The sequence below is a fragment of the Halobaculum rubrum genome, from assembly GCF_019880225.1.
Lineage (GTDB): Archaea > Halobacteriota > Halobacteria > Halobacteriales > Haloferacaceae > Halobaculum > Halobaculum rubrum.
The window spans coordinates 2,176,075-2,200,053 of the sequence record NZ_CP082284.1; the positions used below are offsets into that span (position 1 = coordinate 2,176,075).

General features: G+C 67.6%; 18 protein-coding genes and 1 pseudogene. 10 read left to right on the forward strand and 9 right to left on the reverse strand.

All coding sequences use genetic code 11. The features are described 5' to 3' along the window. Positions 1 to 15 precede the first annotated feature (15 nt). The 5 genes and pseudogenes from K6T25_RS11290 to K6T25_RS11310 all read left to right on the forward strand — a co-directional run. A pseudogene (locus K6T25_RS11290) lies at positions 16 to 846 on the forward strand (beta-keto acid cleavage family enzyme); the annotation flags it as partial. Positions 847 to 1,659: 813 nt separating this feature from the next. Then, on the forward strand, positions 1,660 to 2,613 hold the full coding sequence (gene pyrB / locus K6T25_RS11295) for an aspartate carbamoyltransferase (RefSeq protein WP_222918015.1): 954 nt from the start codon (positions 1,660 to 1,662) through the stop codon (positions 2,611 to 2,613). Next, on the forward strand, positions 2,610 to 3,080 hold the full coding sequence (pyrI, locus tag K6T25_RS11300; RefSeq protein ID WP_222914148.1) for an aspartate carbamoyltransferase regulatory subunit: 471 nt from the start codon (positions 2,610 to 2,612) through the stop codon (positions 3,078 to 3,080). Before pyrB ends, pyrI begins: the two co-directional genes overlap by 4 nt. A gap of 92 nt (positions 3,081 to 3,172) precedes the next feature. Beyond that, the gene (locus K6T25_RS11305; RefSeq protein ID WP_222914150.1) at positions 3,173 to 4,048 is read left to right on the forward strand and encodes a DUF8054 domain-containing protein; all 876 of its coding nucleotides are present in this window, start codon (positions 3,173 to 3,175) and stop codon (positions 4,046 to 4,048) included. A 335-nt stretch (positions 4,049 to 4,383) separates the two neighbouring features. Further along, positions 4,384 to 5,292, forward strand: a complete 909-nt coding sequence (locus tag K6T25_RS11310; protein WP_225917738.1) for an alpha-amylase family protein — start codon at positions 4,384 to 4,386, stop codon at positions 5,290 to 5,292. 24 nt (positions 5,293 to 5,316) lie between these two features. Here the strand turns inward: K6T25_RS11310 and K6T25_RS15695 are convergent, their stop codons facing one another. Continuing rightward, the gene (locus tag K6T25_RS15695; protein ID WP_275671155.1) at positions 5,317 to 5,442 is read right to left on the reverse strand and encodes a hypothetical protein; all 126 of its coding nucleotides are present in this window, start codon (positions 5,440 to 5,442) and stop codon (positions 5,317 to 5,319) included. 167 nt (positions 5,443 to 5,609) lie between these two features. Here K6T25_RS15695 and K6T25_RS11315 point away from each other — a divergent pair, with 167 nt between their 5' ends. Both K6T25_RS11315 and rocF read left to right on the forward strand, forming a co-directional pair. Beyond that, the gene (locus K6T25_RS11315) at positions 5,610 to 6,854 is read left to right on the forward strand and encodes an HAD family hydrolase (protein ID WP_222914153.1); all 1,245 of its coding nucleotides are present in this window, start codon (positions 5,610 to 5,612) and stop codon (positions 6,852 to 6,854) included. Positions 6,855 to 6,896: 42 nt separating this feature from the next. Then, entirely contained in the window at positions 6,897 to 7,799 is a 903-nt protein-coding gene (gene rocF / locus K6T25_RS11320; protein ID WP_222914155.1) for an arginase, read from the forward strand. Between the two features lie 504 nt (positions 7,800 to 8,303). Here rocF and K6T25_RS11325 read toward each other — a convergent pair. Both K6T25_RS11325 and K6T25_RS11330 read right to left on the reverse strand, forming a co-directional pair. Continuing rightward, positions 8,304 to 8,942 carry a PH domain-containing protein gene (locus K6T25_RS11325; RefSeq protein ID WP_222914157.1) on the reverse strand — a complete coding sequence of 213 codons (639 nt, stop codon included), beginning with the start codon at positions 8,940 to 8,942 and terminating at the stop codon, positions 8,304 to 8,306. A gap of 1 nt (position 8,943) precedes the next feature. Beyond that, on the reverse strand, positions 8,944 to 10,389 hold the full coding sequence (locus K6T25_RS11330; protein WP_222914159.1) for an outer membrane protein assembly factor BamB family protein: 1,446 nt from the start codon (positions 10,387 to 10,389) through the stop codon (positions 8,944 to 8,946). A gap of 461 nt (positions 10,390 to 10,850) precedes the next feature. Here K6T25_RS11330 and K6T25_RS11335 point away from each other — a divergent pair, with 461 nt between their 5' ends. Next, on the forward strand, positions 10,851 to 11,516 hold the full coding sequence (locus tag K6T25_RS11335; RefSeq protein ID WP_222914160.1) for a SprT-like domain-containing protein: 666 nt from the start codon (positions 10,851 to 10,853) through the stop codon (positions 11,514 to 11,516). A 9-nt stretch (positions 11,517 to 11,525) separates the two neighbouring features. Here K6T25_RS11335 and gyrA read toward each other — a convergent pair whose 3' ends face one another. Beyond that, positions 11,526 to 14,060, reverse strand: coding sequence for a DNA gyrase subunit A (gyrA, locus tag K6T25_RS11340; RefSeq protein WP_222914163.1), 2,535 nt, complete (start codon positions 14,058 to 14,060; stop codon positions 11,526 to 11,528). A 103-nt stretch (positions 14,061 to 14,163) separates the two neighbouring features. Continuing rightward, positions 14,164 to 16,098, reverse strand: a complete 1,935-nt coding sequence (gyrB, locus tag K6T25_RS11345; RefSeq protein WP_222914166.1) for a DNA topoisomerase (ATP-hydrolyzing) subunit B — start codon at positions 16,096 to 16,098, stop codon at positions 14,164 to 14,166. A gap of 280 nt (positions 16,099 to 16,378) precedes the next feature. Here gyrB and K6T25_RS11350 point away from each other — a divergent pair, with 280 nt between their 5' ends. Both K6T25_RS11350 and K6T25_RS11355 read left to right on the forward strand, forming a co-directional pair. After that, on the forward strand, positions 16,379 to 18,784 hold the full coding sequence (locus K6T25_RS11350) for a DNA topoisomerase VI subunit B (protein WP_222914168.1): 2,406 nt from the start codon (positions 16,379 to 16,381) through the stop codon (positions 18,782 to 18,784). Position 18,785: 1 nt separating this feature from the next. Further along, positions 18,786 to 19,895: a DNA topoisomerase IV subunit A gene (locus K6T25_RS11355; protein ID WP_222914170.1), complete on the forward strand. Its 1,110-nt coding sequence runs from the start codon at positions 18,786 to 18,788 to the stop codon at positions 19,893 to 19,895. 11 nt (positions 19,896 to 19,906) lie between these two features. Here K6T25_RS11355 and K6T25_RS11360 read toward each other — a convergent pair whose 3' ends face one another. From K6T25_RS11360 to K6T25_RS11375, 4 genes are all read right to left on the reverse strand, one after another. Next, a complete protein-coding gene (locus K6T25_RS11360; RefSeq protein ID WP_222914173.1) occupies positions 19,907 to 20,809 on the reverse strand; it encodes a zinc ribbon domain-containing protein in 903 nt (300 codons plus the stop codon). A gap of 116 nt (positions 20,810 to 20,925) precedes the next feature. Next, on the reverse strand, positions 20,926 to 21,702 hold the full coding sequence (locus tag K6T25_RS11365) for an MBL fold metallo-hydrolase (RefSeq protein ID WP_222914175.1): 777 nt from the start codon (positions 21,700 to 21,702) through the stop codon (positions 20,926 to 20,928). Between the two features lie 24 nt (positions 21,703 to 21,726). Further along, on the reverse strand, positions 21,727 to 21,930 hold the full coding sequence (locus K6T25_RS11370) for a hypothetical protein (RefSeq protein ID WP_222914177.1): 204 nt from the start codon (positions 21,928 to 21,930) through the stop codon (positions 21,727 to 21,729). Positions 21,931 to 21,964: 34 nt separating this feature from the next. After that, complete coding sequence (locus K6T25_RS11375) at positions 21,965 to 23,914, reverse strand: ATP-dependent DNA ligase (RefSeq protein ID WP_222914179.1); 1,950 nt, start codon at positions 23,912 to 23,914, stop codon at positions 21,965 to 21,967. Positions 23,915 to 23,979: the final 65 nt, after the last annotated feature.

The window sequence follows — 23,979 nt, forward strand, 5'->3', positions numbered from 1 at the left end:
GACCGCTCAGTAGAGATGACTTACCGCGACTACCTCGACGGAAAGAAGGTGATCCTCACTGCCGCCCTGACAGGCGGCGTCCACGGAAAGGAGGCGAACCCGAACCTCCCGGAACACCCCGAAGAGATCGCACGGGACGCCCGAGCCTGTGAGAAACTCGGGGCCTCGATCGTGCACGTCCACGGACGCGACCCCCACGGTGAGAACGACGCGCGACGCCTTCAGGCGGTCACGGAAGCGATCGGGGAGCGCTGTGACGACATCATCGTCCAGCATACGACCGGCGGCCAGGGGCCGCTCCGCGAGCGCATCGAGGGGATCCGGACCGACCCGCCGCCCGAGATGGCGTCGCTGGATCTGGGTCCGTTCAAGCGCGGTCGCCACATCATCACCGACCACACCCGCCACAACATCGACACCCTCGCGGTGGAGATGCGCCGGCGCAACATCACGCCCGAACTGGAGGTGTTCAACAACGGCCAGTTGGCCGAGGTCACGCGCCTCGCGGAGGACGACCTCATCGACCCGCCGTACTTCGTCAACCTCGTCTTCGGCGGCGCGAACTTCTCGCCGCCGCGACCGGGGACCGTCCTCGAGACGGTGCGGTCGCTCCCCGACGACGCCGAGTTCAACCTCCTCGCGACCGGGCGGCATCAGCGCCCGCTCACCACGCTGTCGGTCCTGCTCGGCGGCCACGTCCGGGTCGGGATGGAGGACAACCTCTACATGGGGCGGGGAACGCCCGCGGAGAGCAGCGCCGAACTGCTCGCCGAGACGGTCGACCTCATCGACGCCCTCGACCGCGACATCGCGACGCCCGAGGAGACCAGGAAGCTACTCGACATCGACGAGCGACAACTGGCCGGGGACCGCCACTCCGCGTCGGCCGCGGTGTCTCCCGGCGAGCGCGACGACGGGATGTGTCCTCACCTCGAGTACCGCCGCGAGGGCGACGGCCGGACGTTCGACAACCGACGCGCGTACTGCGCGATCGCCGAGGAGTTCGTCAGCCCCATGAAGGCCGACGTCTGCAACGGTCGGTTCCACTTCCACCACGAGGAGCACTGTGACGTCTACCGCGAGCACGCGGAGGACCTCGACGTCGCGGGGGTCGAGCAGAGCGACTTCGAGACCGAGGGGTCGGAGTTTGAGGCGGAAGACTGACCGTCGCGCCACGATGGGTCATCGATCCCGGGGTGACGACACGATCGCCGGCCGCGCGCTTCGGTGGATCCTACCGACATGCATCGAACAACAGTCCTGTCGGAACCGTCTTCGGACCCGAGCGTCGACGCTCCAACCGGGGTGAACCGATGACCCTGGTTGATCGACTCACGGCGGCGGTGGACCGGGTTCGACCTGTCGACCCGTACCACTACGAGTGTACCGCGTGTGAACGCGTCTTCCCGGCCGAGCGGTCGACGTGCACCGTCTGCGGCGGCGACGTCGAGCGGGTTCGGCGCGGCACGACCTCGACGCACGGCGATCCGTCGCCGTGACCGCGGACCGACCGCACCGAGGCGGGTCGCATTCGGCACCCGCCGTTTCGAATCTCGAAACCGCGTCCCCGCCGGGGTGCACACCTGTGCAAAATCGACAGACTGCGGGCGGATCTCCGAGCCGAGCGATTGAAGGGAACCGGCGACGGCGTATTCGATGATGCGACACGACCACCTCCTCTCGGCGGGCCAGCTCACCCGGGAGGACATCGAGGCCGTCCTGGACCGCGCGGCCGACCTCGCCGACGACCCGGGGGCCGTCGGCGGGCGCCACGCCGACCGCCTGCTCGCGCTGTGCTTCTTCGAGCCGAGCACGCGCACGAAGATGTCGTTCGACACCGCGATGAAGCGCATCGGCGGCGACACCGTCGACATGGGCTCCGTGGAGTCGTCGTCGGTGAAGAAGGGGGAGTCGCTGGCCGACACCGTCCGCGTCATCGAGGGGTACGCCGACGGGATCGTCCTCAGACACCCGAGTGAGGGCGCCGCGAAACTGGCCTCCCAGTTCGTCGACGTGCCCGTCATCAACGCCGGCGACGGCGCGGGGCAGCACCCGAGCCAGACCCTGCTCGACCTGTACACGATGCGCGAGCGGGCGGGACTCGACGACCTCACCGTCGGGATCATGGGCGACCTGAAGTACGGGCGGACGGTCCACTCGCTGGCGTCGGCGCTCACCAACTTCGACGCGCGAATGCACTTCGTCAGCCCCGAGTCGCTACGGCTCCCCCGAGGCGTCCGGTTCGACCTCCACGACGCCGGCGCCCAGCTCAGGGAACACACCGATCTCGACGAGGTGCTCGCGGAGCTGGACGTGCTGTACGTCACCCGGATCCAGCGCGAGCGGTTCCCCGACGAGAACGAGTACCAGCAGGTCGCCGGGCAGTACCAGATCGACGCCGGGACGCTGGAGCGCGCCCGCGACGACCTCACGGTGATGCACCCGCTGCCGCGGGTCGACGAGATCGCCCCCGACGTGGACGCGACCGACCACGCCGCCTACTTCGCGCAGGCGCACAACGGCGTCCCCGTGCGGATGGCGCTGTTGGACGAGCTGCTGGGCGATGGCGACGCCGGCGCTGCTGCTGCGACTGACGGAGGTGACTCGCGATGAGCGACGCCCCCGACCGGGAGCTTCGCATCTCGAAGATCCGGGACGGAACCGTCATCGATCACATCACCGGCGGGCAGGCGCTGAACGTGCTCGCGATCCTCGGCATCGGCGGCGACGAGGGGATCGGGGTGTCGATCGGGATGAACGTCCCTTCGGACAAGCTCGGGACGAAGGACGTGGTGAAGGTGGAGGGCCGCGAGCTGAGCCAGGGCGAGGTCGACGTGCTCTCGTTGCTCGCGCCGGAGGCGACGGTCAACATCGTCCGGGAGTTCGAGGTCGTCGAGAAAAAACGCGTCGAGCGCCCCGAGCGCGTCGTCGGGCTGCTCACCTGCCCGAACCACAACTGCATCACGAACGCCGACGAGCCCGTGGAGTCGGCCTTCGGCGTCGTCGACGACGGCGTGCGCTGTGAGTTCTGCGGCGAGATCGTCCGCGAGGACATCGGCGACCACCTGGCGGTTCACTGAAAATCCCGGACCGCCGCATCCGCCCGCACTGCCCTCGACTGTCGGCCCCCCGCTTCGGAAACGCCTATTCCGCTCGGCCTGCCACACCACGTATGTCTCTCATCGACACGCTCCGCCGTCCGGAGTACACCGGAGAGAACCGATGCGGGCCGTGCACCGCCGTCAACGCGGCCGTCGTCGTCGTCGCGGCCGCGGTTGCCGCGGTGCGGCGCCGGTCGCTTGGGCTCGCGGTGTTCGGGGTCGGCGCGGCGCTCGTCTATCTGCGTGGCTACGTCGTCCCCGGCACGCCCGGGTTCGCCCCGGATCTCGTCCGGTCGCTGGGCCTCGAGGACCGCTTCGACCACGTCGCCGCCGGCGGCGGCGACCCCGAGCGCCGTCGCGAGTCCGACGACCTCGTCGCCGACACGGACCCGCAGGAACTGTTGGCCGCGATGTTCCGCCACGGCGTGATCGAGGAGGGCGACGGCGACGACGACGCGCTGTACCTGACGCCGGCGTTCGAGGACGCCTGGCGTGAGGAGCTGGCGGCGCTCCGGGCGGCGAGCCCCGACGACCTCGTCGAGGCGACCGCGGAGGTCGTCCCGTTCGAGGCCGAGGGCGAGCGGAAGTACGGCGGCGTCTCCGTCGAGGGCGAGGAGGGAGTCGTCTGGCTTCGGCCGACGAACGCCACCGGCGACGTGGCCGCCGTGCGCGCGATGGCGCGGCTGGACGTGCCCGAGTCGCTGCGCGCGCCGGCGACGACGCCGCTGCGGCTGTTCACTCCCGAGTGTCCCGCCTGTGGCGGTGATCTCGAGGAGCGCACCGTCGCCGACGGCTGCTGCGGCGGAACCATGGGGTTCGACGACACGCCGACGCGGGAGGTGCTCGCGTGCGTCGACTGCGAGGCGGACGTGCACGTGTTCGACGACACTGGCGACGCCGGGGACGCTGGTGACGCCGGCGATCCGGACGACGCGTTCGACGCGTGAGGAGCGATCCAGGGACCGATCGTGGAGTTGGTCCCGTGGCAGTCCCGCGGTTGATCCCGTGGTCGTCCCGCGGTTGATCTCGGGAACGGACGCGGTTCGGGTCGGAAACGATTAGTGCCCGCCGCCTGAACTGTTCGGTATGTCCGGAAAAGCCAAACTCGTCGTGTTGTTCGGTGTCGTCGTGCTCATGTACGTCCTCTTCAGCTCCAAGAGCGAGCCGGTCGAGGTCGAAGTCGAGACCGAGGACTGAGCGCTGTACCGGTCGCCCGACCACACGCCGGTTCGATTCACCCCGCTTTCGAAACACGTACCCTCGCGAGCGGCCAATGGCCCGTATGACCGAGTACGGCGTCGTCACCCGCAACGCGGAGGAGACGGAGTGGCCGGAGTTCGACCTGGCCTTCTACGAGGTGAAGGACGTGACCGGGCGCTCGGCCGAACCGATCGACACGGCCGTGAACATGGTGTCGTGTTTCGGCGACAACGCCGCCGCCGAGGCGAATCCCGAGCTCGTTCCCGTCGACGCCGACGGTCGATCGGCGACCCGCGACCTGTCGTACTTCGACTGGGCGTACATCTGCCCGACCCACGAGGAGTACCGGCGCGGCCTGCTGGAGATCGTCGAGGACTGCGCGGCCGTCTTCGGCGACGTGCGCCTCGACGACGTGGGGTTCCCCCGGGAGGGATTCTGTCGCTGCGACCGGTGTGAACGGCTGTTCGAAGCAAGCGACCACCAAGAATGGGCTGACTGGCGCGCCGAGGTGATAACCGAGTTCGTCGCCGAAGCGACCGAGCGGATCCCCGGGAAAGCCTACCTCACGCTGTACCCCGACCCCTATCCGGGCCATCTGTACGACCGCGCCGGCCTCGACCTGGACGCGCTGGCCGCCCACGTCGACGAGTTCGTCGTCCCGCTGTACGACACCAACTACGGGACGACGTACTGGCTGGAGACGATCGCGAAGGGGTTCGAGAGCCGGCTCGCGGAGCTCGACGTGACGTTCTCGGTGGAGCTGTACGCCGTGAACGTCGAGGTCGACGACCTGAACCACGCCGCGGAGGTCGCCGCCGCCTACGGCGAGGACGTGTTCTTCGGCTACGATGCGAGTCAGGCCGTGGCGGCGCTTCGTCGGATGAAAGCGGACGCCCGAGAGGGCCGGAGCTACGGCGGGGACGACTCCGGGGCGGCGAGCGAAGGAGTAGTCGAGGATGACCAAGACGGGAATCACGATGAGTCCGCGTGACGGATCCGCGTGACAGGTTGTAGGCTACGACAGCGGACCGTACGCGAGCGCCCAGATGACGACGATCGTCAGTAGGAAGACGACCCCGGCGACACCGGCGAGAAGGAACAACAATCTGCCGGTCTCCTTCTTCTGCTCCTGATCGGCCATACACGAGACACGAGTCGCGACCACAAAGGTCACTCGGGCGGATGGATCGGCGGCGTGGTTCCCTCTCCCTCGCTCGTCCGGTCGCCCGTTTCGCGGGCCGATCCATGGCCCGAATCAGTATTCGCGATCCGAGTGACTCTTTTCACCGGGCCTCCCGTACCCCGTCTATGACTCTCTACGACAGACTCTACGAGCTGTACGCGGAGTTCGACACGGAGACGCTCCGCGCGTATCGGGAGTTCGTCGACTTATTCCCGCCGCTGGACTCGCGCGTCGCCCTCGACAGCTGGGACGACGCGAACGCCGACCTCGAAGAGCGCCGGGGGCGAATCGAGCGCGCCTTCGGCGGCGACGACGGCGACGCGCTGGCGGAGGTGGCGGCGATCGCCGATCGCGAGTCGGCGTTCACCGCGCTCGATCTCCACGGGAAGTACGGCCGGGCGCCGAACGCGCTCGTGCTCGACGTCGACGAGACGCTGCGCTCGGCCGGCGACACGGACAACGAGATCCCCCGCGAGACGCTGCACCTGCTCACCGAGTTCGCCGAGCGCGGCGTCCCGCTGGTGATCTGCACCGGCCAGACCCTGGAGAACGTGAAGGGCTTCCTCATCCAGGGGCTGGGCAACGAACTCGTCCACTCGGGGGACGTGTCGGTCGTCTACGAGGCGGGCGCGGGGGTGTTCACGCCCGGCAGCGGCGCCGACACCAAGCGGCTCCTCTACGACGACCTGGACGACGACGTTCGGGGCGTCGTCGACCGCGTCCGCGACGGCGTGGTCCACGAGGCGCCCGAGCGTGTCCGCCGGGGCTGTCACCTCCAGGGAAACGAGTTCAACGTCACCCTCAAGCCCAACTACGAGACCGGCAGCGACGACGCCGAGGCCGTCGTCGACGAGGCGATGGTCCACCTGCTCGATCTCGTCGGCGGCGCCGCGGGCGAGCGGCTCGCTCTCGACGACGGTCCGGCGGCGGCGCGGGCGCACTACGCGGCCGAGGACCCGGAGATCGCGGGCGCGATCGACCGGGCCGACGCGAGCGCCGACGCGGCCGTACCCGAGGCTGCGGCGTCGCTGTTCGACCGACTCGAGGTCGCGCTGTACCGCGCCGACGCCGCCGAACTCGCCGCCGCGGAGCTCCACAAGGCCGCCGGCGTCGAGGCGTCGCTGGACGTGCTCGGCGTCGACGACCCGTTCGTCTGCATGATGGGCGACTCGAAGTCGGACCTCCGGGTGATGGAGTGGGCCGAGGAGACCGGGTCGGGCGTCTCGGCGGCGCCGGAACACTCCTCACAGAACGTGTTGGACCACGTCAGAGCGACCGACGACCTCGTGTTCGCGCCGGGCGCTGCCGCCGACGTGCTCCGGACGATGTACGCGTGGTGTGCGCTGGCGGAGCTGAACGGTTCCGAGTGAGGAACCAGCCGTTTGAAGCCCCCCGCGGACGCCCCTGATCGCATGACCGTTCGCATCATCGGTGCGCCGACCGACTACGGCCAGGACCGGCGCGGCGTCGACATGGGCCCGTCCGCCATCCGCTATGCCGGCCTCTCGGACGCGCTGGCGTCCGCGGGCGTCGACGCCGTCGACGCCGGCGACCTCACGGTGCCCCGTGCGGAGGAGCGCGACCCCGACGCCCGACAGCCGAGCGCGGGGAACGCGAAGTTCCTTCAGGAGACCGAGGAGGTCACGACCGCGCTCGCCGACCGCGTCGCCGACAGCGTCGCCGCCGGCGAGACGCCGCTCGTGCTCGGCGGCGACCACTCGGTCGCGATCGGCTCGCTCTCAGGCAGCGCGCGCGACGCCGAGATCGGCGCCGTCTGGTTCGACGCCCACGGCGACTACAACACGCCGACGACCTCGCCCTCCGGCAACGTCCACGGGATGCCGCTGGCGGCCGCGCTCGGATACGCGGAGTGGGACGGCGTCGAGTGGGCGAACGCGCCCGGGTTGCGCGAGGAGAACGTCGCGTACGTCGGCCTCCGCGCGCTCGACGACAGCGAGCGCGAGGCGATCCGCGCGACCGAGATGACGGCCTACACCATGTCCGACATCGACGAGCGCGGGATCACCGACGTGGTCGAGGCGGCGCTGTCGGTCGCGAGCGACGGCGTCGACGGTGTCCACGCTAGTCTGGACATGGACTGGCTCGACCCGACGATCGCCCCCGGGGTTGGGACGCCCGTCCGCGGCGGCGTCACCTACCGGGAGGCCCATCACGCGATGGAACTCGTCGCCGAGACGGACGGGCTCCGCTCGATGGAGGTCGTCGAGGTGAACCCCGTCCTCGACGAGTCGAACGAGACCGCCTCGCTCGCGACCGAACTCGTCGCCAGCGCGTTCGGCAAGCGGATCCTCTGACCGCGGCGCGTATCGGGAACGACCGGAGGGGTTCGAGACGGGCCGGTAGGTAACTGATATGGTTATCAGTATTCGTCTCAGAGTGACCGTCCAAAACGCGGCTCTTACGCACTCAGACTTGAGCTAGTTGTTGGTGAATGATCCAATCCAAAAGAAGGACAAGTGCAGGCGTTGCGACGAGAAAAATCCCGTACGTGACTATGACGGAACTATTAGAATCGATCCACAGTTGTTGGAGGGAACTGAGCGATCGCGGGAAACGACCAGTACCGACGACGACAAGCCCGAGATTCAACGCGACGAACGATAGGCAAAGAACCGTGTAACGGACTGCAAGGGTGTACAGCGAGCGGGGCGAAAACATCGTGTACTCCGTACTGCAGCGTCCGGTTAGTAATGCGGCCGGTAACCGAATTGCAACGGGTATCCGGGTCCGGAAGGAGGAGTACATACGATAGCAGCTAGGTCGAAAGACGACAGTCCACGGGTCGTCTTCGGCTACTGTTAGACGTACTCGCGAATCTGGTCGGCAAACTCCGTCGACTGTTCCATGTTCCGCATGACGATCTTGAGCGAGCCGCCTCCCCCACCGCTTGCCACCTTCACGTTTCCGAGCCCGACTAGGGCCTCGGTTACTGATTTGCGTTCCTCAACACCACGGACTTTGTCCAGCGGGAGTTCCTGACGTATGAGTGATATGAGGCGGTACTCACGGATCATTCGTCGGTTCGTCAGGTAGTAGGTAGTGAGACTGTTCGACCAGTACACCTCCAGTCCCTTCGAGAAGAAATACAGACCGACGAGCAAGGTCACAGTTGGATAGACGTATGGGACCTGCGAAAAGAACATAAGATAAACAGTCGCCGCGAGGAGTGGAAGGCCGAGGCAAATCTTCACCAGCGCAACTCGCTGTGTCGGATGGCGCTTGTCTACGATGTGCTCATCCCCCCGCATGGTCGGTGACTCTGGAGCCGCCACGAAGTGGATATAGAACCCCATAATGACGATGAAGCCTCCGAATACGGCGAACGGCAGGCCGAGAAGCGGCGGTACGTCAAGTTCGCCAAAATAGACATAGATTCCAGCGATGATGAACGGTAAGCCGAGGATCGTACTCCAGACCGCGGGTTTCCCTCGGGCCATTTTATTGCCCTCCGATCATCGAGTGAAGGACGCCCGCTACAGAGAGGGCGAACCCACCGATGGTCAGTACGTAGGGGTCGCTCAGTGCGTCGAGTTGCCCCTCCTCTCCGTTTGTGAGGAATCCACGATTGACTGGCTCCTCTGTCGTGGGTTGAGGTTCTTCAGTCGGAGTCTGTTCTGTTCCCACCTCGTTTTGATCCGTGGACGTACTGGTCTCGTCTGAGACGTCAGCCTCTGTCTCGGTCGCAGTGGCCGTCTCTGTCTCGGTCGTAGTGGGCGTTTTAGGTGCGAATTCGTCGCTGGAGATCGCGTACAAGCTGTGATCCCAATTACCGACGAGGAGTACGCCGTCCACGATGGCGGGCGGGGAACTAATGAAATCGCCACGCGGATATCGCCAGAGGTCCTCACCAGTCTTTGCGTCTATCGCCCGCAGGTCACCTTGCGTAATAAACACCACTCCGTCGGCCACTGCGGGTGACGCTCGCACGCTCGCCTCTTCCTCAGAGATGAAGGCGGTCCACTCGACCGATCCGCTTGATCGGTCGAACGCATAGAAGTCGGACTGACCTTCGCCCCCTATGAATACCCGCTCGTCTGACACCGCGGGCGACGTGATGACATCCTGGTTCAGTTCGGTCGTCCATTCGGGAGCGCCGTCCGTGCGGGAAAGTGCGAAGAAGTTCCCGTTCTCGGTTCCCACATAGACGGTCTCATCGGTGACTGCTGGTGGGGCCCGAACTTCGCCTCCGAGGTCAGTACTCCACACAACTGACCCGTCACTCCCATCCAACGCGTACATAGTTCCCCCGCTGCTTCCGACATAGACCGTCTCGTCGACGAGTCCGAGCCCGGATTCGAAGAAGAACTCTTTGTCGAAGCGCCAGATCACTTCACCCGAGTCGGCATTGACTGCGTTGACAGCGTCGTCGATGAAATACACCTGGCCGTTTGATGCGGCAACCGGTGTGGTGATCTCACTGCTCGTGGATATGGTCCAGTTCCTGTTGCCCGTCACGGCGTTGAGCGAGTAGAGCTTCCCATTTTTTGACCCGACAAACACAGACTCGAAAGCAACACACGGCGTCGGTATATCCTCGGGGATATCACCCAACGGTTCATCGAGGCTGGTACGCCACTTCCGTGTGCCGGTCGCCAAGTCGACAGCGAACACCTCTCCCTGCGCGGAGGTGAAATACACTGTTCCGTCAACAACTGCGGGGCCCGACGGGAATCCCGGTAGCATATCGTACCGCCACCGTTCGCCGACGTTCTCTTTCGGCACACGAGCGTGCGGGTTATAGCCCGTGTTTCCACCGTTCCCACCGAACGACGCCCAGTCAGCTGCTGTGTCGTTATCAGCTGTCGCCAGCGTAGGGCCCACAGCCGTAGCAAAAAGAAGTGCACCGCTCGATTTTAACGCGGCTCTCCGACTTATTTGGCTCATTAGCGTAGCGATAGACTCGATTATAAAAAGTGTTCCGTGAATTTGTTTTTTTATAAATAAGATGATGTGACAGGTGCGGATGTGTGAATCATAACACGGTAAAGTGGTACTGATACCATTGAATTGATCGTGGTAATTGGATACATTCCGAGTGTTAAGTACCTACTGTGGGCAAGTTTGACTGCTTACTCCGCAATGATGTGATGAGGATCCGCTCCGTCAATCGATCGAAATCGAACTGTCTGAAAGTCGTTCCGGGAGTGGTGAGAGAGTCAGTAGAATCCGGCAGACACGGTTCAACTGTGGAATCCGATTAACTCCAAATCACAATCTCTGACTCCAGGAGAGAGATGTGAACGACTCTGTCACAATGTACAACTGATTCACCGTCTGACTCTCCCGACGGGTTCCAGCGAACGGTTGAGAATCGAGGACGCCCGGAGAGACCCGTTCTCGGTAGATTGACCATCCCCTCGGCCCCACACGTCGACATCCGCTGGAGCGACGTCTCGACCGACGCCGACCTCGTCGCCTACAGTCGCGACTACGCCGAGTCGGCGGTCGCAACGTACGACTACCGGCTCCCGTCGCTGTCGGTGGTCGCCGACTGGAGCGTCTCCGGGCGGGCCAAGCGCCGCGCGGCGGTCGTGAAACACCCGAAGATCCCGGGGGCGGGCGTCGGCGACCGTCTCGACTGGGACGCCACCCGTCGCGAGCACGGCGACCGACTCCCCGCTCCCGACTCGCGGTTCGACTCCCTCCGCGAGTGCCACGTCGTCTGTTCGCGGCGCGCGGCCGACGCCTTCGACGAAGCCGAGTGGCGCCGGGTGCTCCGACACGAACTCGTCCACGTCGAGCAGTTCGCTCGGTTCGGCGCCACCGGCCACGGCGCGTGGTTCCGCGACCGGGCGGCGACGGTGAACGCCGACCGCCACTGCCCCACGTTCCACCGCGGGCGCTACCTGATCCGCTGTCGGGGATGCGGGGCGGTCGTCGCGGACCGGTGCCGTCGCTGTCGAACGACGCGGCTCGCGGGGCTGTCGATGCGTGAACAGCGCGAGCGACTGGGGCCGACCGACTGCTGTGGAGCGTTCTACGAACTGGAGGACACGCGGACGGGGGAGTGACGCGAGCGCCTACTCCGCGTCGGCGTCGGCGGCGGCCGACTCCGTGGTCTGCTCCTGTGTCTCCTCGGCGCTCCGCTCGGCCGAGACGCGCTCGGCCGAGAGCACGTCGACGGCGGCGACCGTGTCGCCCTCGTCCAGATCCATCACGGTGACGCCCATCGTGTTGCGGCCGATCGTCGAGATGTCCTCGACGCGGGTGCGCATGATCTGTCCGTCCGCGCTCATCGCGAACAGGTGATCGCCGTACGTGACCGCCTCGACGGCGCACACTCGTCCGTTCCGGTCGTCGGTCTTGATGTCGATGAGCCCCTTGCCGTTGCGGCTCTGTGTACGGTACTCGTCGAGGTCGGTACGCTTCCCGTAGCCGTTCTCGGTCACGGTGAGCACCCAGTCGTGGGCGTCCTCGTCGATCGCGGCGATGCCGGCGACGCGGTCGTCGTCGGTGAGCTTGATCCCGCGGACGCCGCGGGCGGTGCGGCCCATCGCGCGAACCCCGCTCTCGTCGAACCGGATCGCCATCCCGCCGCGGGTGCCGATCACGAGATCGCGCCCGCCGTCGGTGACCTCCACGTCGGCGAGCGCGTCGCCGTCCTCCAGTTTGATCGCGCGGATCCCCGTCGAGAGGATGTTCTCGAACCGGTCGCCGGCGGTCCGCTTCACGTAGCCGCCCTCGGTGACCATCGTGAGGTACTCGTCGCCGGTGAGGTCGGCGGTGTTGACGACGGCCGTCAGCTCCTCGTCGCCGTCCAGATCGAGCACGTTCACCGCCGACTTCCCGCGGGCGGTGCGCCCCATCTCGGGCACCTGGTACGTCTTCAGCTGATAGACGCGACCCTTGTCGGTGAAACACAGCAGGTAGTCGTGGGTCGACGCGAGGAACACCGAGGACACCCGGTCGCCCTCCTTCAGGTCGGTGCCGATGATCCCCTTGCCGCCGCGATTTTGCGCGCGGAAGTCTGCCGCGGGCATCCGCTTGATGTAGTCGTCCTCCGAGAGGACGACCACCGACTCCTCCTCCGGGATGAGGTCCTCGTGGGTGACGCTGCCGGTGTCCTCGACGAAGCCGGTGCGGCGGTCGTCGTCGTAGGTGTCTTTGATCTCGCGGAGCTCGTCTTTGATGACCTCGAACAGCTCCGACTCGGAGTCGAGGATCTCGTTCAGGCGCTCGATGGTCGCCTGCACGTTCTCGTACTCGTCTTCGATCTCGGCGGCCTCCATCGAGGTGAGCGAGCCGAGCTGCATCCGAACGATGTGTTCGGCCTGCTCCTCGCTGAACTCGAAGGTGGTCCGGAGGGCCGCCCTCGCGGCGTCGCGGTCCTCGCTCTCGCGGATCGTCTCGACGACGTCCTCGGCGTTCTCCAGCGCCTTCAGGCGCCCCTCGAGGATGTGCGCGCGGTCCTCGGCCTCCTCCAGGTCGTACTCGGAGCGCCGGGTGACGACCTCCTTTCGGTGCTCGATGTAGTGCTCCAGCGTCTCCTTCAGGGTGAGCACCTTCGGCTGGCCGTCGACCAGCGCGAGGTTGATGACGCCGAAGGTGGACTCGAGGTGGTGCTCCAGCAGCTGGTTTTTCACGACCTCGACGTTCGCGCCGCGCTTCAGCTCGATGACGACGCGGACGCCCTCGCGGTCGGACTCGTCGCGGAGGTCGGATATGCCCTCGATGACCCCCTCGTTCACGTCGTTGGCGATCCGCTCGACGATGCGCGCTTTGTTCTCCTGATACGGCAGCTCGGTGACGACGATGCGCTGTCGGTCGTTGCCGTGTTCCTCGACCTCCATCTCCGCGCGAACACGGACGCGGCCGCGACCCGTGGTGTACGCCTCGCGCACGGAGTTGCGGCCGACGATGTTCGCGCCCGTCGGGAAGTCCGGCCCCTTCACGTGCTCCATCAGGTCCGCGACCGTCGCGTCGGGGTCGTCGATCAGCTCGATCGTCGCGTCGATCACCTCCCCGAGATTGTGCGGCGGCACCTTCGTCGACATGCCGACCGCGATCCCGGTCGACCCGTTGACCAACAGGTTCGGGTACGCCGCCGGGAGCACGTCCGGTTCCGTCAGGCGGTCGTCGTAGTTCGCCGAGAAGTCGACGGTGTCCTTCTCGATGTCCGCCAGCAGCTCCGCGGCGATGTCGGCCATGCGGGCCTCCGTGTACCGCATCGCGGCGGCGGGGTCGCCGTCCATCGAGCCGAAGTTCCCCTGCCCGTCGATCAACGGGTACCGCATGGAGAACTCCTGGGCCATGTTGACGAGCGTGTCGTAGATGGCGGAGTCACCGTGCGGGTGGTAATCGCCCATCGTCTCCCCGATCACCGACGAGGACTTCCGGTGGCTGGTGTTGCTGGTGACGCCCATCTCGTGCATCGCATAGAGGATGCGCCGGTGGACGGGCTTGAGGCCGTCCCGCACGTCGGGCAGCGCGCGACCCGCGATGACCGACATCGCGTAGTCGATGTACGACTGCTCCATCTCGTCCTCGATGCGGACGCGCTCGACCTGTGCCGCCTCCACGTCGTCGGGGTCCACGTCGGGTACGTCGGAGCTCATCGGGATACCTCCGTCGTCCCGTCGTCGGGTCGCGTTGCTCCGGTCGCTCGCGTCGTCGGTGTCGCGCTGGTCGGTGTCGCGTCGGTCATTGTCGTCACTCGCATCAGATGTCTACCCACTCCGCCTCCGGCGCGTGCTCTTTGATGAACTGCTTGCGCGGCTCGACCGAGTCGCCCATCAGGACGTTGAACATGCGGTCGGCGGCCGCGGCGTCGTCGATCGTGATCTGTTTGAGCACCCGGTTCTCCGGGTTCATCGTTGTCTCCCACAGCTGTTCGGGGTTCATCTCGCCCAGGCCCTTGAACCGCTGGACCTGATCGGGCTTCCCGTCGCACTTCTCCTCGACGATCGTCTCCCGCTCGGCCTCGGTCATCGCGTCGTAGGTGTTTCCGCGGTACCGAATGCGGTACAGCGGCGGCTGAGCCGCGTACACGTAGCCCGCCTCGACGAGCGGCCGCATGTGGCGGTAGAACAGCGTGAGCAGGAGCGTCCGGATGTGGGCGCCGTCCACGTCCGCGTCGGTCATCATAACAATTTTCTTATACCTCGCCTCCTCGATGTCGAACTCGTCGCCGATGCCGGTGCCGACGGCGGTGATCATGTTCCGGATCTCGTCGTTCTCGAGCACCCGGTCGAGGCGGTGTTTCTCGACGTTGAGGATCTTTCCGCCCAGCGGGAGGATCGCCTGGAACTCGGGGTTTCGACCCTGTTTAGCCGAGCCGCCCGCGGAGTCGCCCTCCACGATGAACAGCTCGGCGTCCTCGGGATCGCGCGACTGGCAGTCGGACAGCTTGCCGGGCAGCGCCGTCGACTCCAGCGCCGACTTCCGTCGGGTGAGCTCCTCGGCCTGCTTTGCGGCCTTGCGGGCGCGAGCGGCCTCCGCGGCCTTGCTCACGACCGTCTCGGCGACGTCGGGGTGTTCCTCGAAGAACGTGCCGAGGTGCTCGTGGACCGCCGACTCGACGATCCCGCGGACCTCGCTGTTGCCGAGTTTCGTCTTCGTCTGCCCCTCGAACTGCGGGTCGGGGTGTTTCACCGAGATGACGGCCGTCAGCCCCTCGCGGACGTCCTCGCCCGTGAGGTTGCCGTCGAGGTCGCCGATGAGGCCGTTGTCGTTGGCGTAGTCGTTGACGACGCGCGTCAGCGCCGTCTTGAACCCGGTGAGATGGGTCCCGCCCTCGCGCGTGTTGATGTTGTTGGCGAACGCGTGGATCGACCCCTGCAGCTCGTCGGTCGCCTGCAGTGCGACCTCGACCTGCACGACGCCGTCCTCGGCCGCCTCGTCGGTGTCGAAGTACACCACGTCGGGGTGCAGCGGCGTGCGCGTCTCGTTGAGGTACTCGACGAACTCGCGGATACCACCGTCGTAGTGGAACGTCTCCGCCGCGCCGTCGCGCTCGTCGGTGAGCGTGATCGTGACGCCCTCGTTGAGGAACGCCAGCTCGCGCAGGCGGTTCGCGAGGGTGTCGAACGCGAAGTCGATCGTCTCGAAGATGTCCGTGTCCGGCCAAAACCGGATGGTCGTCCCCGTCTCCTCGTCGGCGTCCATGTCCCGGACGCGCTCGAAGGCGCCCTCCTCGGGCTCGCCGTGGTCGAAGCGGTGGCGCCAGACGGCGCCGTCGCGCTTCACCTCGACCTCCAGCCAGTGTGACAGCGCGTTCACCACGGAGACGCCGACGCCGTGGAGCCCGCCCGACACTTGGTAGGACTTGTTGTCGAACTTCCCGCCCGCGTGCAGGATCGTCATGATGACCTCCACCGCGGGGCGGTCGTACTTCTCGTGGGTGTCGACGGGAATCCCGCGCCCGTCGTCCGACACGGAGACCGACCCGTCGTCGTGGACGGTCACCTCGATCCCGTCGCAGTAGCCCGCGAGCGCCTCGTCGATGGAGTTGTCGACGACCTCGTAGACCAGGTGGTGGAGGCCGCGAGAGTCGGTCGAACCGATGTACATCGCCGGACGCTTGCGGACGGCCTGAAGGCCCTCCAGCACCTGAATCTGCCCGGCGCCGTACTCACTATTCCCTGAATCTGACATAGGAACCTTACCAGACCCTAACGGAGCCCCGGTTATAAGTCCTCCCACGCGCGCGCGTGAGCGACCCGTGATACCGTCCGGTGGTCAGGCTCATCCGGTCCCCTTGCTCTGCGGCTCCGCGCGCTCAGCGCGGCACGGAGCGTGCTGAACGGACAGTCAGGGCGGTTTAATAACCTCGTTGACAGTCTTCGGACCGTCTCCCCGTCGACGGCCGCCCGTTCACTTCCACCGCGGTGAGGACACGGTTATAACCCCGCGTCGGATAGGGATTGCCACGAGAATGACGTCGTTCCAGTCGCAACTCGGCGAGGATCAGGGGATCGCCGACGAGCTGGCCGAGGGTCAGCGGGAGATCTCCATCGCCGAGTTCTTCGAGAAGAACAAGCACATGCTCGGGTTCGACTCGGGCGCCCGCGGGCTGGTCACCGCTGTCAAGGAGGCCGTCGACAACGCGCTCGACGCCTGCGAGGAGGCGGGGATCCGGCCGGATATCTACGTCGAGATCAGGGAAGTGGGGGACTACTACCGCCTGATCGTCGAGGACAACGGCCCCGGGATCACGAAAGAACAGCTTCCGAAGGTGTTCGGGAAACTGCTGTACGGCAGCCGCTTCCATGCCAGAGAGCAGAGTCGCGGTCAACAGGGGATCGGTATCTCCGCGGCCGTTCTCTACTCCCAGCTCACCTCCGGGAAGCCCGCGAAGATCACCTCCCGTCCGAAGGGCGAAGTCGACGCGCAGTACTTCGAGCTGATCATCGACACGGACACCAACGAGCCGGAGATCAACGCCGAGCGGACCACCTCGTGGGATCGCTCACACGGTACGCGCATCGAGGTGGAGATGGAAGCGAACATGCGCGCGCGCCAGCAGCTCCACGACTACATCAAACACACCGCCGTCGTCAACCCCCACGCCCGGCTCGAACTCCGCGAGCCCGGCCTCGACGAGCCGCTGAAGTTCGAGCGCGGCACCGACCAGCTCCCCGCCGAGACCAAGGAGATCCGCCCGCACCCGCACGGGGTCGAGCTCGGCACGCTGATCAAGATGGTGGAAGCGACCGAGAGCTACTCGGTGTCGGGCTTCCTCCAGGAGGAGTTCACCCGTGTCGGCAAGAAGACCGCCGACAAGGTGGTCGACAACTTCCGCGACCGCCACTTCGGCCGCGAACTCGGCTGGAGCGCCGACGAGGACGCCGTCGCCGAGGCGGTCGGGGAGGCGGTCTCCAACAAGGGCGCCGACGCGACCGACTTCTTCGCGAACGAGATCGCGAGCACGCTCGGCGGGCGCGAGCGGACGAGCCACCACGAACTCGTCGGGATCGTCGACGAGGTCGCCGACGCCGCCGAAGCGGAGCACGGCACGCGCTTCGGCGCGACCGTCCGCGACAACGCCGTCGGGGCCGCGTGGGCGACGATGACCGCCTACGACGAGGAGGCCGACGAGGACGAGCTCACCGATGACCTCTACGGCCTCGTCGACGAGGCCACCTCCACCCGGAAGGACGACGCCGTCGTCGCCGGGATGGCCCAGCGGCTCGCCCGGCGATTCGCCGCCGCCGACGAGCGCGTCCGGGCGACCCACGACGAGCTCCTCCGCCTCGTGGACGAGGCGGCCGACGACACCGAGGAGTTCGACGACGCCACGTTCGGGGAGACTGCCCGCGAGAACGTCGTCGACGCGCTGTGGTCGCGGATGGTCACCGTCCCCGACGACCCGCCGAAGGTTCGCGAGACGGCCGGCGACCGCGACACCGCCAGCGAGCTGCTGGAGGCGATGCGCGAGACGGACATCCTCGCGCCGCCGACGGACTGCCTCGCGCCCATCACCGCCGAACTCGTCGAGGCGGGCCTGCGCAAGGAGTTCGACGCGGACTTCTACGCGGCCGCGACGCGCGACGCCGAGGTCCACGGCGGCGACCCGTTCATCGTCGAGGCCGGCATCGCCTACGGCGGCGAGCTGGAGGACGGCGGACAGGTCGACCTGCTCCGGTTCGCCAACCGCGTCCCGCTGGTGTACCAGCGCGGCGCCTGCGCGACCACCGACGTGGTGAAGCGGATCGGCTGGCGCAACTACGGGCTCGACCAGCCCGGCGGCTCGGGGATGCCGAACGGCCCCGCGGTGATCATGATCCACGTCGCCTCGACGAACGTGCCGTTCACCAGCGAATCGAAGGACGCGCTCGCGAACATCCCCGCCATCGAAGACGAGATCGAACTGGCGGTGCGGGAGGCCGCCCGCGAGCTCAAGAGCTATCTGAACAAGCGGCGCTCGATGCAGAAGCGCCGGGAGAAGCAGGACGTGCTCGGACGCATCCTCCCGGAGATGGCCGACAAGGTGTCGGAGGTCACCGGGCGCGAGCGCCCGAACATCGACGCCGCGTTGGCCCGCATCATGAACAACGTCGGCATCGAGCGCGAGCGCGAGGGAGACACCGTCCGTCTCATCGTCGAGAACCACTCCGACCGCACCGAATCGCCCGACGTGACCGATATCGTCAGCGTCGAACCGACGGACGTGCCCGACGAGGCGACGGTCGTCGACCTCGACGGCGAGTGGTTCGTGAAGTGGAACCCGAGCGTCCCCGGCGGCGAGGAGGCCGTCCTGGAGTACACCGTCATCGGCGACGCCGACTTCGACGTGAACGTCGACGGCATCGAGACCGAGAAGCTGACCGTGAACGCCTGATATGAGCGCAGACACACCCCACACCAAGCTGAACGAGGAGAAGGCCCGCGAACAGCTGATCGACCTCGCGGCGGAGTTCTACGACCAGTTCGAGCACGGGGACATCCCCGAGATGACGCTCCCCACGCGGACGAAGAGCAACATCGTCTTCGACGAGGAGGCGGGCGTCTGGGTGTACGGCGATCGCACCTCCACCCGCTCGGCCAACTCCGTGCGCGGCGCGCGAAAGCTCCTGAAGGCGGTGTACGCCGTCGAGTTCCTCGCCCAGCAGCTGGACGAGGACCGGTCGTCCACCCTTCGTGAGCTGTACTACCTCTCGGAGTCGTGGGACTCCGAGGAGGCGCAGTTCACCTCTCAGGACGAGTCGAACCAGCTGATCGAGGATCTGGAGATCGTCTCGGGGGTCACCCGCGAAGACTTCCACATGCGCCCGGAGGAGTCGGGCGCGAAGGTGATGGGCCCGCTACAGATTCGCGAGCAGACCCGCCGCGGCGACCGCGACATCCACTGTCAGGAGGACGTCGGGCAGGGGGGGTACCAGATCCCCAACAACCCCGACACGATCGAGTTCCTCGACAACGACGCTGAGTTCGTTCTCTGTGTCGAGACCGGCGGCATGCGCGACCGGCTCGTCGAGAACGGCTTCGACGTCGACCACGACTCGATCGTCGTCCACCTCGGGGGACAGCCGGCCCGCGCGACCCGCCGCCTCACCAAGCGCCTGCACGACGAACTCGACCTGCCGGTCGTGGTCTTCTGTGACGGCGACCCGTGGTCGTACCGGATCTACGGCTCGGTCGCGTACGGCTCGATCAAGTCCGCGCACCTCTCGGAGTACCTCGCGACGCCGGAGGCCGACTACGTCGGTATCCGCCCGCAGGACATCGTCGACTACGACCTCCCGACGGACCCGCTCGCGGACTCGGACGTGAACGCCCTCGAGTCGGAGTTGGACGACCCGCGCTTCCAGACCGACTTCTGGGAGGAGCAGATCGAACTTCAGCTCGACATCGGGAAGAAGGCCGAACAGCAGGCGCTCGCGGCGCAGGGCCTGGACTTCGTCACCGACACCTACCTCCCCGAGCGCCTCGGGGAGATGGGCGTCATCTGAGGCGTCGGATCCTACCCCCGTTCGAACGACCGCTCGCGCTCTCGTTCGTCTTCCCTCCCATCCTCCTCCCGGAGCCGATCCAGTTCCGCGTCGACGTCGTCGACGTCGGACGTCCGGTCGGACCCGTCGGCACAGGCGTCGCAGTAGACGTTCTCGCCCGAGCGTGTCGTTCGCAGCGGGACCCCGGCGACGTAGAACCGCCTCGCGTACCGGCGGTGCTCCCCGCGGAACACCCGCCGGCCGCAGGCGGCACACGGCTCCGGCGGGTTGCGGACGCGCTCGCGCTCGACGGTCCCTGCCGTACCGAACGTGTCCGGCGATTCGAGCCCGTCGCGGGCCACCTGCGGGATCGCGATCGCGACCAGCGCCGACAGGACGAACACGAGCGAGCCGAGCACGGCGACGAGCACCGAGAGGTTCGCGGCCACGGCCGCGCCGGCCCAGACGGCGCCGCCGAACACGAGCAGCCCGGCGGCGGCCGCGGCGATCACGGTCGCGAGGTCCCGCGTGGCGCCGTTGCTCCCCGAGAGGGACCGTTCGGTGCCGTCCGCGTACACCGCGCGACGCGGCGCGCCCGAGGTGTAGCGGTACAGCGCGTACAGGAGGTTGCCGACCCCGCCGGTCAACAGGAACAGGACGGCGTGGATCGGGAGCCGACCGACGCCGCGCTTGCGAACGACGACCCGCTCGCCGTCGTCGGCGACCGTCTCCCAGCCCTCCGCGTGGAGGTCCGCGACGCGTCGCCGGAGCCACGCTCGGTCCTCCGCGCTGGGGGATTCGCGCCCGCGCTGGTCGCGGTCGGTCGACCGAACGGGGCGGCCACAGCCCGAACAGAACCGGTCCTCGGGGTCGATCCGGGTTCCGCAGCCGTCACAGGTTCGCGAGCGATCGGCCGCCGACGATCGGGAGGGCATCGACCGGTACGTCGCTCGTCCGTCGGCAAGTAGCTTGCGTGCAGTGTCGCTACGGGGTGGCTTCATGGCGCGTTCAGGGGCCGACACGGACGCCGCTCGCTCGCGGGTGTGTGGGGCTACTCAGCCGACTCGTCGAGCGCGACCGGGATCGCCCGCTTCGCCACGTCGCTCGCGAACGCCGCGGAGTCGGCCTCGAGGAACGCCTGCGTGTTGTAGTGGATCGGGACGACCAGATCCGGGTCCATGCGTTCGGCGAGGGCGGCCGCCTCGGGACCGCTCATGCAGACGGACCCGGAGACGTTCGCGAGCAGCAGCGACACGTCGAGTTCGGCGAACGCCGCGAGCGCGTCCGAGTCGCCGGGCCAGAACACCGAGGTCCCCTCGCTCCCGACGGTGAACCGGTAGCCGACGCCGAGGCCCTTCGGGTGCGGCACGGAGCCGTCGTCGTTCGCGTGCGGGCCGTCCGCCTCGTTGTACGCCGGCATCGACCACACGTCGCCGACGCCGTCGACGGCGACGTGGTCCGCCTCGCCGACCCGGACGACCTCGAACGGCAGTTCGTCGACGGGCTTCACGTCCCGGTCGATGTTCGTGGCGTCGACGCCCTCGTACACGACGACGGTGGCGTCGTCCGCGGCGACGCGCTCGATCCCCGCGGAGTCGTAGTGGTGGTCGTGGGTGACGACGACGAGGTCGGCGTCCATCGGCCGGCGGTCGGTGGCGCGCGGGTGCGCGGCCTCCTTCGGGTTGCCGCCGCCCGGCGGGGTCCACTCGCCGGTGAGCACACCGTACCGTCCGGGATCGGTGTACGCGACGGTGCCGTCCTCGCTCTCGATACGCGCGGTGGCGTAGCCGTACCACGTGACCCGCAGGTCGTCGTGTCGAACGGTCATGTGGTCGATCGTGGCGGGCGCCGTCTATAGGTATCGTTCGGCGAGCGGGCCGGCCGAGAAGCCGACGGCGAAGGCGAACAGCACGGTCGAGAGCGCGGCGAACCGGAGCGTGAGCGACAGCGAACCTCCGCCGGCGGCGACGACGGCGGTGGCGACGAGCGCGGCGGCGGTCGCGACGCCCAGCAGCGCCTGCAGCGGGTACGCCGCGACGGTCCGGCGTGGGTTCATATCGGCCCCACGAGCGCCCTCCGCTAGTGTCTTGTCACTCGTCGCCGACGAGCCGGCGGACCCGCGTCAGGGAGTCGGCATCGGCCGGCGACTTGTCCTCACGCACCGCGAGAAATCGCGGGAACCGTAGCGCGTACCCGGAGTCGTACGTCGGCGACGCCTGGATCTCCTCGTAGCCGACCTCGAAGACCACCTCGGGGGCGAACGTCACGGTCTGTCCGGACTCGGCGCGCACGTGCGGCTCCAACAGGTCGGTGAGGTCCGCCAGCTCCTCGTCGGTGATGCCGGTCGCGACCTTGCCGACGGTGGCGTACCCGGCGTCGCCGTCATCCCTGTCACCGTCGCTCCCGGCGCCGCTGCTCCCGCCGTTGTCGACGCTGCCGGCGTCGCCACCCGTACGGACACTCACCTCGAACGTCCCGAACAGCTCCGCGCGGCGGCCCTCCCCCCACTCGGCGCCGGTGACCACGAGGTCGAGCGTCTCCACGTCGGGCTTGCGCTTGAGCCACTCCTTCCCGCGGTTCCCGGGATCGTACGTCGACTCCGGGCGCTTGAGCATCACGCCCTCGTGACCGGCCGCCAGCGCCTCGGATTCGAACGCCTCGATCTCCGCGGCGTCGTCGGAGACGAGCAGTTCGGAGACGCCGTCGTCGAGCACCTCGCGGAGCCGGTCGTGGCGCTCGGAACACGGCGCGTCGAGCAGGTCGTCGCCGCCGGCGTGCAGGCAGTCGAACGCCCGAAGCTCGACGCGCACCTCCTCGCGCATTCGGTCGACGTCGTGCTTGCGGCGGAAGCGCCGGAGGATCTCCTGAAACGGAAGCGGCTCGCCGTCGTCGTCGACCGCGACCGCCTCGCCGTCGAGGATCGCCGGCGGCGTGGCGTGCTCGCGGACGTGCTCGACCAGCTCCGGGAGCGCGGCCGTCACGTCCTCCATGTTGCGCGAGTAGATCGATATCGGGCCGTCGGCGCCGGCCTCGGTGGTGTCGACCCCGGGGTCGTCCGCGTCGCTCCCATCCGCGTCGTCTCCCGTCTCGTAGTGGATCTGTACCCGCGCGCCGTCGTACTTCGTCTCGACGGCGACCTCCTCCCACGCCGCCAGCGCGTCCGCGACGGTCCCAGTCTGCGCGAGCATCGACCGGACCGGCCGGCCGACCGACAGCGACACCTCCCGGAGTCCCCGCTCGCCCTCGTCGCGGGCGAGTTCGGCGACCCGGCCGTGGTCGTTCGTCACCTGCAGCGCGCGCTCGACCAGCGCGACCAACTCGTCGGTGCGGTCGTCCTCCCCGCGCTCCTCCGTCGGCGTCGTCACCGACGCGCCGAGGAACGCCTCGGCGGTGGCGTCCCGAAGCGTGCCCGAGCCGACGCCGATCCGCATCTCCCCGAGCACGAGCCGCGCGAGGTACGTCGCCTCGACCGGGGTTGCTCGCGTGAACAGCCCGAACAGCGTGTCCTCGCGGAACGACTCGCTGCCGTCGCCGGTCGCCTCCGCGACGGCGACGAGTTCCTCGTACACCTCGCTGACCGTCAGGTCGCCGCCGCCGGCGTCGTCCGCGTCGCCCCCCGCGAACGCGGCGAGTCCGGTCTGTCCTCCCAGATCGAGGTCGGCCGCGACCGCGCCGATCTCGCCGGTCTCCGCGAGTCGCTGCTCGATGTCGTCGGCGGTGACGTTCGCGCCGGCGGCACGCGCCAGCGCCGCGTGACACAGCGACGGGCCCACCGAGAGCGTCCGGCCGTCCCACCCCGGAAACACTGCCCCGCGGAGGAACCGTGCGACGATCGCGAGGTCGTCGCCCTCGGTGACCCTGTCGCCGTCGGATACGTCGTCGCTTCCGGGCGCCGTGTCGCCCTCGACGGTCGCGTCGGCTCCGGTCGCTGTGCCGCCGGCGGCGGCCGACAGCGCGTCGGCGACGAGCGCGACGGTCGCGAGGTCGCCGGGCTCGGCGGCCATCGACTCCGCGCGCTCGGCGAACGTGGCGAACTCCATGCCCGGCCGGAGTCGGGCGGCGAGAATAACTCCGACGACTCGCGCTCACGGGCGAACGTGACTGC